The sequence below is a fragment of the Rothia sp. HMSC065D02 genome (assembly GCF_001815285.1).
Lineage (GTDB): Bacteria > Actinomycetota > Actinomycetes > Actinomycetales > Micrococcaceae > Rothia > Rothia dentocariosa.
On the sequence record NZ_KV820076.1, the window covers coordinates 107567 to 115648 of the forward strand.

An 8082-nucleotide genomic window follows, 5' to 3' on the forward strand; every position below is an offset into this window, starting at 1 on the left:
CTATTTATGGTGTTGATATTCGCTGAGAAGGGCGATGGCACAGGTAACGTAACCATCCTCACTTAATATTAGCGTACCCTTCCCTAAATCCCGGGTTATGCGCATATCGGGATTAGTGAGCTGAAGATTCCTGCCGATCAGTTTTAAAGATCGCAGTAGCGTCAAAGATTTAGGGGGAATTGTCAAAACTGTGCCTGCTGCGTTGAGCGATATTCGGGTCATCCGAGAGGCAGCATCAGTTGGGGGAGCGGATGAACCCGACAGCATAACACTCTCACCATCCCAGTTCAGCAGGAATGCAGTCATATCGGTTCCAGTAATACGCAGTTCTCCTACGGCGGCTTGTACCGCATCAAGCATAAAGAGACGTTCGCTCGGGTGAGCGTCGGCGATATTGGGGATATGACCCCACCAGTGCGGTTCACGCAGGTGTTCGGATGGAGGAGTTATGGTTTTTGCCGTGTCTGCAGGTTGAGAATGCTGCCAAGATTCAGCCGATTCCGGGGTGTAGGTTGCCGTCCCGCGAGATTTGCTCATATTTGGGGGCTTAATCTGCCGGTGCTGCATCGGCTGCGCTGTCCCGGATGCGCTCGGCGTTTGGTTCGCCTGGCGGCTTATACTCCGCTGAGTATGCTGCGCCCTCTGGTGCCCTTGCTGGTCAGAGGGAATATCTGCAGACTGCGGCCCCCGGTTTGCTACTGCAGCAGCAGAGGGGGATGCTTGAGGATGCGCCTGCGGCTCAGGGTCCGCTATGTAGGCAGTGATAAAACTGTAGCGACTCATAACCCGAACCCTTGAAGCATGGCGGATACACTATGCCATTCATCGCACACAGCTCGCACTTTCCATTCACCGCGGTGCCGGTACACCTGCATCAGCCGTACCGCTGTGCTGCGACCTACCTGCACGAGTGGGGCACGGAACATTGTTTTTCCGGTGGCAGGGTTTATCATGCGTGCTCGAATCCCGCTGGCACGGTTGAGCCGCACGGTACTTTCCCCGTTTGTGAAGAGCACAACCTCCAGGGAATCTACGTCTTGGGGCACAGTGGGAAGGTGCAGATCGAACTGCACCTGATCGTCGCCCATGAGCTCGCGGCGGCGAACACTGCCCGCACGGTCTAAGACCTGGTGAGCAAATACAAAGTCTTGCCGCGAAACTAGTTTGCCGTTCGAGGTGAGAAGTACCCCTGCCTCCAGAGATTCACGTAAAAGCGGTTCGTCGGTGCGCCACCGCAACCCTACCAGCACGTGGTCGAGATCGGGTGCTTCCTGGGTAAGATTGACGTTCTGACCAATACTCAGTTCCATTTATACCGCCATTCTCTTGCGCATGAACAGGGTGTGCGTTTCAAGTTCAAGGCTGTTATCTGCCCGCACAAGGTTAAGCGCTGTGACGAATTCCTGATTTGCATCAGTAAGAGCCTGCACCAGCTCGGAGGTTTGCTCCGGGGTGGGGTTGTGCGTGCGGGTATAGACAGTCAACAGATTCGGTACATAGGTGGTTAGCGCCGTCTGGAGTGTGTATTCCGTCGTTGAGGGCAGGGTCGCGCGGGTATCACTGCCCGTTTCTGCCGTTATTTTGCGGTAGGTTTCGACCATCTCGAAGGCGGGTACGAGTGCGCGCGGGGGCACAGACACGGCAAAATCCGCCAAATAATGCGAGGCATCATCCAACACATGCTGGGACTGGCGCAGGTACGCGGGCTCCGGGGCAGAAGAATGAGTCGGGGCATACTCCTGCGCCGGGGCATCCGTGACGCTTTCTTGTTGGGAGCGGACCGGGGAATCGTCCGGCACACCGAAAAACCGTTTGATAACGCCCACGGGTGCCTCTAATTCTGGGTGAGCGCGCGGTTTGTGGGAGTTCCGCTGGCGTGTGCAGAGGATTCGGGGGCATTATTCCTTCGTGCAACGCGTTCAAGGGAATCCGCCGTCAGTTCGCGCAGCATCTGGTTCGACTGGGCGAATGCTTCTACCGCCCCCTGACGGAATGCGGAAACTTCGTCGAGTGCTTGAAGTACTTTTCCATGTGCCTGCGCCAAAACCTGCGGGTCGATTGCGGGTTGGGACGCCATCTGCTGGATGCGCGTAGCCTGCGAAGACAACATATCGGCATTGCGCATAATAGCGTTCTCGGTGGTCTGCTTCAGAGCGCCAAGCTGCTGCAGAACCGCTTCCTGCATGCCTAAGGAACGGGCGATATAGGCGGTCATTTTGTATGCCCATAAGGTGGTGTCTTCGGCGCGGCGGATACCGCGAATGAGCTCTTTGCCGTTGCTGGAGACAACATCGCTTGTCAGGTACGCCTGCCCAGCAATTTCAAGTTTAGTGAGCAGATCGCTGATGCGCTGTTCGGTCACATACAGAACCTTCTCGGTGTAGATGCGCGCGGTTTCTTCATCTCCTTCAAGACGAGTTTCTTCGGCGGCGGCACGCACCATATCGGAGAACTGTTGAAGAACTGCGATCTTCTCGTTCAAATCCGTCATGCCTTCCTGAAGTTTCTCGCGCAGTTTCACAAGTTCCGCCTGCTGCATGACGAGCGCATCGGTGGATTTTTTCAGTTTTTTGCTGATGCCTTCAATATTTCTGTTGACGCTGGCGTACTGGTAGAAGAATTTCTCGATTTTGCTTTTGCCGCGCCCTATCAGGCGTTTTGCGATGCCGCGTTTACCGGGGGTACCGTCAATCGCGCTGTAATCCAGCGAGTTGATTTGTGCACGCAGTTCCGCCAGGTTTTGAGATGCTTTGGTTTGTGGGGAGTCCGGCGCAAGCTCAAGCTCCTGCATATTGAGCAGGCGCTGGGTAACCATGTCGATGCCGTTGAAGGTATCGGAACCGTAGCTTGAAATCGTATTTTCGAGGGTATCGAGAAGTGAAGGCGACTTCAGATCGGTGTTGTTGAGAGTGATAGCCAGTTCGTCTGCTTCATGACTGATAGTTGCAACCTCAGGGGCACGCGTTTCCCGTTTTACAAGGTCGATAGCTCCCGCTTGGTTAAGTTTAGGCGGTGCTTGAGTTACGACCGGCGGGGCACCAACTTGGGGTTCGGAAGTAGGGATTTCAGCCATGAGATATCCTCTCGTCATGTCGGAACATACTCTTCTATGGTACTCAGCGCAGTGTGCAGAAGAACGTCCTTTCGTTAGAAAGCAATAAAAGTTGCATAAAAAAAGTACCGGTATGCCTGTGGATAACTTCTCCAGTTTCTTCGTTGCGGAACGTAAAAACCTCGTTGTTTTATGGGTTATCTATAAAAATACGTGGAGGTCAAGATCGGTCTGCGAAGCACCGCTCCCGCTTTATCCTCTGGCAGAATCGAGCGAAATCTCACAGAGCGCATACCGCTGAAATCTGCTATAAACCTCTACTTAAGGTGGATAATGAAGGGACTTCCCGCATTTTGATGCCGCGCGAAAGGGGATTCACGGTGGAATATGTGCTAACACGTCGTTCCGCGCTGGGTGCTGCGGGTGCCGGTGCGGTGCTTTTTACGGTTGCTTCATGCTCGAATGAACGCAGTGACTATGCCGGAGAAGTCAAACTCGAAAAATATGATAATTCTGTCGGCAGTTTTGAAGCCGCCACACGAGATACCCCTCCCAAGAACGTCCCCAAACCTATCAAACCTGAGAATGCAGATGAAAAGTCCGTTGCCGGATTTTACGCGAGCCTAGCCTATATCGCCGCCGCTATGCAGTATATGTTCGCCACCGGTGACACCGGTCCTTACGATGACAGTGCGCTCACCGAGGACGAGAAACACTATGTTCATAATTCCTCAAATGAGCAAATACTGGCGCGTATGAGGGAGGGGCAAAACTGGTATGAGAACCCGCGCGTCACTATCTCCCTGAATACCGCGCAGCCCGCGATGGAAGGTGATACATATACGTGGGAGGGGAAGTTTTCTATGGAATTCGGGAACTACCGTGTCGATCGTGGGCAGGTAAACGACCTAACGGAACGGCAAAAAAGTAATAGCGAAGACATGGTTTTCAAAGGAACATATACCAACGGGCGCTGGAGCATTGAAACTCGGTCAAAGACCGTAGCCTCACAGAGCTCTACAGCTACACCATAGCGTTGTACCGTGCTTGGAAGGGATGCGCTCGGTGCTGGTTCTTGGGTGTGTGCAGGGACGATGAGAAAAATATAACAGCTTATGATGACGTCATATAACGCATGTTCGCACGGGTTAACGGCACAATAGTAAGGTACCCAGCCACATCACAGGGGTTTTAATCGTTGACGATTAAGACGCCGAAAGGAATGAAATATGTCAGAAAGATCCTATGATTTTTCGCGCCGAACCGCTCTTGCGGCAGCCGGTGCGGTGGGCTCGGCGATGGTGCTGAGCGCCTGCGCCCCGAAAGTGAGAGGAATCGCATCCGAGCAGCAGAGTGCGGGGGCAACCGCATCCAGCTCTAGTTCCAGCTCTCCATCTAGTTCCAGTTCAAGTTCTTCGTCCAGTTCCAGCAATTATGCAGGCGAGGTTCGCTTCACGAGTTTCGATACCTCTGCGGGCGCCTATGAGCCTGCCACGAAAGATCACCCGTCAAAGAATGTGCCTAAACCGACGAAACCCTCAGATATAAACGATAAGTCGGCAGCAGGATTTTATGCGGCGATTGGCTATACGACGGCAGCCATGCAGTACGCCATGGAAACACTGGACTTTAGCCTTGTAGCGGATGCGTTTCCACCAGAATACAAAGATGTCCTGGAATCTAAATTTAACCAGCTGAAACAACAAACCACGAGCAGTAAATCATGGTTTGGCGGCCCCAAATTTAAGGCGATTCTCAAGAGTCCGGAACCGACGATGAACGGTACGAGTGCCACCTGGGAGGGAACAATATCGTTTTCGTTGGGTACCTTTTACGGGCCGAGTGGAGTAAGCCGAGAGTCTGAGACAGAGACATCAGATACCCTCTACCGCGGAACCTATACGGAAGGGCGCTGGTGGGCTATCTACGGCAGCTCCTCGGGTTCGTCAGGATCTGGATCGTCTCAAGAATTTTCACTCTAGAAACACCACACAGATATTCGGGCTAAGAAGTCCGCACCATGAAAGGAAAAAGAATGTCCGCTCTACATGTCTCACGTCGCACCGCGTTTGGTTTGGCGGGTGCTGCCTCTGCGACCGTGGCGCTTGCTGCGTGCTCTGGAGGCGTCAACGGTGTCAGCTCCCAGAGCGAGCGCACCGACTTTAGCGGTGAGATCAAGTTCGATAACTTTGATACTTCTGCGGGAGAATACAAACCCGCGACCAAGGATCATCCCGCCGAAAATGTGCCGAAGCCGAAGAAGCCGGATAACGCTAACGATAAGTCGGCGGCAGGTTTTTACTCGTCTATTGGCTACCTTTTCGCATCCGTGCAGTACTTCCTCGAGTCTTTTGACCCCGAGCCCATGATGGAGGTTATTGCAGACAACACTGGGCAGAAGATGCCTGCATCACAATTTGAGCAGCTCAAGCAGATGGGCGCCGGGGGAGTCGTGTGGTTTTATGACATAAAAATTACCGGCAGCCTCAAGACCCCGCAGCCGAAGATGGACGGCGACACCTACACCTGGGATGGAAGCGTTACCATGAAAGCTGGCGGTATGGGTGGTCGTGGGGGCATGAGCCGGGAACTGAACCAGGAACAGAACAAAGATGTTACGTTCAAGGGAGTTTATAAGGACGGTAAATGGATGATTACGAACCCAAATCAGGATTCGACCGCCTCCGGTAGCGCTAGCCCGTCAAGCTCCAGCAGCTCCGGTTCGCTGTTTGGCATCTAGCGAAATTTTACGGCGAGAGTATTCATTTCTCGTTATCGTGATGGATAGCGGGTATATGCGTATGCTGTACCTCCGATGATCGATACCACCCGAGTGTCAGGGCTTGGGTTCCGAAAGGACTAGCATGTCTTCATTGAATATCTCTCGCCGTTCCGCGCTTGGGTTCCTTGGCGCCGGTTCTGCGGCGGTGGTTCTTGCTGCCTGTTCAGGGGCAAATAATGCCGGCGGGTCAGGCTCCTCCGCATCCGGTGGCCAAGACCAAAAGGACTACAGCGGTGAGGTGAAATTCGACAACTACGACACCTCTGCGGGTAAGTACGAGCCCGGCACCAAGGAACAGCCCCCGAAGAACTTCCCCAAGCCCCTCAAACCAGAGCAGATGGGTGAGAAATCCGTTGCTGGTTTCTATGCGGCTATCGGGTACATGGTTGCGGCATGGCAGTATTTTAATAACGCCAATGATCCTGCCCCATTTATGGAAGTTGCTCTCGATCCTCAGGGGAATAAGCTCCCTGCCGATCAGGTTCAGCAAGCTGTTGAAGAACGGAAAAAGCAAAAAACCTGGGCTGAGGACCATAAGCTGACTGCTATTCTGGATTCCCCGCAACCCAAGACTGACGGTGACACCTATACCTGGAACGGAAAGATGAAGGCTACCAACGGCTCCTTCGTCGTGATAGGTGGTCAGGCAATGGATATCCCCGAAGAGCAGCGGACAGAAGAAGTGCCTGCGGTCTTCAAAGGAATCTATAAAGACGGTACCTGGTGGTTGTCCTATCCTCAACAAAACAGCGGAGGTTCTTCAGACGCTCAGGGTGGCTCCCAGAATCAGCAGCAGGGACAGAACCAGGGGCAAACCCCGCAGCAGCAGGCTCCGCAGGAAGGAGCCGGGGAAGGCACATCTGGAAACGGCGGGGCACAGTAGCAATACCGCACAAGCTTGTCTAGGAGAACCGAGTGTAGGTTCCTACTTAAAGAAAACCCGCAGGAAGCACGATGTTCTTGCGGGTTTTCCGCGCTCTTAGCTGAATCTTTGTTCAGGGAACACTTAAACCTCGCATGAATTTCTACATCATGTACACAATGGGAATACATCCAACCACAGTTTGCGCCTTGATGCACGGGTAAAAGGCGCTGAAAGGACACCATTTCGATGCCCTCCCACACCTCCCGTCGTTTTCCCCGCCGTTCCGCGCTCGCGTTGTTGGGCATAGGCTCAGCGGGATTTATTGCCTCCTGCCTATCAAGAAACCAAGGATCTGCCACAAACTCTGACGAAACCCGCACCGACTTTGCGGGTGAGGTCAAATTCGATACATATGATGAATCTGCGGGAGCCTTTAAACCAGCAACTCGTGATCACCCGGCTCAGAACGTGCCTGTGCCCATCAGACCCGAGCATATGAACGATAAATCGGTCCGGGGGCTTTACAATACGATCGCCTATATTTCCGCCGCCCTCCAATATATGAACACCACCGGCAACACCCGACTTTATGATGAAAGCGCCGCCGCAGAGCCGGGACATAGTGTCATGCGTGGCGAAAAAGACGAAAAAGCGTTCTCTTTAATGCGTGAAGGGCGCGTCTGGTTCGATAACCCCGCGGCCACAGTAACCCTCAAAACCTCCGAACCGACTATTAAGGGCGATACCTACACCTGGGAAGGAAAGACCACCCTCGATTACGGAACCTTTCAGGTGGGCGAGAAAGAGACCGTGAACCTTTCTCTCGCGAAACGGTACGAAGTTGCCCAGACCACCTTCACCGCGGTGCATCGTGACGGCCGCTGGTGGTGTAAGGTGAGCGTTCCCGAAAAGATCGTGGGAGCCCCCGAAAGAACTGATCTTTTCTCGCATTTTAGGATGCGTGTAGAAGACCTAACCCCCACGCCTGTGCCTACACCGGAGGCAAAGAAATAAAGGCGCTAAGGGGTTTCACGATTACGAATGTGCGTACACAGCAAATATTCAGCTGGACGACCTCAACCTGAGAATATGCAGAAATACCTGCGGCAATCCCAAGTATAAATCATGACGCATGGCAGGATAATTAGAGGTAACCCAACCACAAGGAGCGCCGTTCATGCTTTCTGCCCTAAACACGGATACCCTATTTTATCTGGGCATAAGCAAGGCGCCGAAAGGAATACTATGAACATCCCAGCACATTATCCGACCCGCCGTTCCGCTCTTGGTGTGATCGGCGCCGGTTCTGCGGCGGTGGCTCTTGCCGCGTGCTCAACCAGTAATTCTAATGGCGGCGGCGGTTCTGATTCGTCGAAGCGTGAC

At 53.4% G+C, this 8082-nt stretch carries 9 protein-coding genes; 5 read left to right on the forward strand and 4 right to left on the reverse strand.

Going from position 1 to position 8082, the window contains the following annotated elements; all coding sequences use genetic code 11:
• The 4 genes from HMPREF3016_RS02925 to HMPREF3016_RS02940 are packed head-to-tail and all read right to left on the reverse strand — an operon-like array spanning nt 1 to nt 3073.
• Nucleotides 1-783: a hypothetical protein gene (locus tag HMPREF3016_RS02925; RefSeq protein WP_246828438.1), complete on the reverse strand. Its 783-nt coding sequence runs from the start codon at nt 781-783 to the stop codon at nt 1-3.
• Nucleotides 780-1310 carry a TerD family protein gene (locus HMPREF3016_RS02930; RefSeq protein WP_070740056.1) on the reverse strand — a complete coding sequence of 177 codons (531 nt, stop codon included), beginning with the start codon at nt 1308-1310 and terminating at the stop codon, nt 780-782. Before HMPREF3016_RS02930 ends, HMPREF3016_RS02925 begins: the two co-directional genes overlap by 4 nt.
• Nucleotides 1311-1826, reverse strand: a complete 516-nt coding sequence (locus HMPREF3016_RS02935; protein ID WP_070740057.1) for a hypothetical protein — start codon at nt 1824-1826, stop codon at nt 1311-1313.
• Between the two features lie 8 nt (nt 1827-1834).
• Nucleotides 1835-3073: a toxic anion resistance protein gene (locus HMPREF3016_RS02940; RefSeq protein WP_070740059.1), complete on the reverse strand. Its 1239-nt coding sequence runs from the start codon at nt 3071-3073 to the stop codon at nt 1835-1837.
• A 359-nt stretch (nt 3074-3432) separates the two neighbouring features.
• Between HMPREF3016_RS02940 and HMPREF3016_RS02945 the strand changes: the two genes are divergently transcribed.
• The 5 genes from HMPREF3016_RS02945 to HMPREF3016_RS02965 all read left to right on the forward strand — a co-directional run bounded on the left by HMPREF3016_RS02945 (nt 3433) and on the right by HMPREF3016_RS02965 (nt 7713).
• A complete protein-coding gene (locus HMPREF3016_RS02945) occupies nt 3433-4086 on the forward strand; it encodes a DUF6318 family protein (protein WP_246828439.1) in 654 nt (217 codons plus the stop codon).
• A 195-nt stretch (nt 4087-4281) separates the two neighbouring features.
• Entirely contained in the window at nt 4282-5034 is a 753-nt protein-coding gene (locus HMPREF3016_RS02950; protein WP_070740069.1) for a DUF6318 family protein, read from the forward strand.
• A 53-nt stretch (nt 5035-5087) separates the two neighbouring features.
• Nucleotides 5088-5792: a DUF6318 family protein gene (locus HMPREF3016_RS02955; protein WP_246828440.1), complete on the forward strand. Its 705-nt coding sequence runs from the start codon at nt 5088-5090 to the stop codon at nt 5790-5792.
• A 124-nt stretch (nt 5793-5916) separates the two neighbouring features.
• Nucleotides 5917-6717 carry a DUF6318 family protein gene (locus tag HMPREF3016_RS02960; RefSeq protein ID WP_070740074.1) on the forward strand — a complete coding sequence of 267 codons (801 nt, stop codon included), beginning with the start codon at nt 5917-5919 and terminating at the stop codon, nt 6715-6717.
• A 228-nt stretch (nt 6718-6945) separates the two neighbouring features.
• Complete coding sequence (locus HMPREF3016_RS02965; protein ID WP_070740076.1) at nt 6946-7713, forward strand: DUF6318 family protein; 768 nt, start codon at nt 6946-6948, stop codon at nt 7711-7713.
• Nucleotides 7714-8082 lie beyond the last annotated feature (369 nt).

Bases quoted from the DNA above. Each gene is read 5' to 3' on its own strand.
- HMPREF3016_RS02925 (WP_246828438.1), bottom strand. From the start codon at position 783: ATGAGTCGCTACAGTTTTATCACTGCCTACATAGCGGACCCTGAGCCG.
- HMPREF3016_RS02930 (WP_070740056.1), bottom strand. From the start codon at position 1,310: ATGGAACTGAGTATTGGTCAGAACGTCAATCTTACCCAGGAAGCACCC.
- HMPREF3016_RS02940 (WP_070740059.1), bottom strand. From the start codon at position 3,073: ATGGCTGAAATCCCTACTTCCGAACCCCAAGTTGGTGCCCCGCCGGTC.
- HMPREF3016_RS02950 (WP_070740069.1), top strand. From the start codon at position 4,282: ATGTCAGAAAGATCCTATGATTTTTCGCGCCGAACCGCTCTTGCGGCA.
- HMPREF3016_RS02955 (WP_246828440.1), top strand. From the start codon at position 5,088: ATGTCCGCTCTACATGTCTCACGTCGCACCGCGTTTGGTTTGGCGGGT.
- HMPREF3016_RS02960 (WP_070740074.1), top strand. From the start codon at position 5,917: ATGTCTTCATTGAATATCTCTCGCCGTTCCGCGCTTGGGTTCCTTGGC.
- HMPREF3016_RS02965 (WP_070740076.1), top strand. From the start codon at position 6,946: ATGCCCTCCCACACCTCCCGTCGTTTTCCCCGCCGTTCCGCGCTCGCG.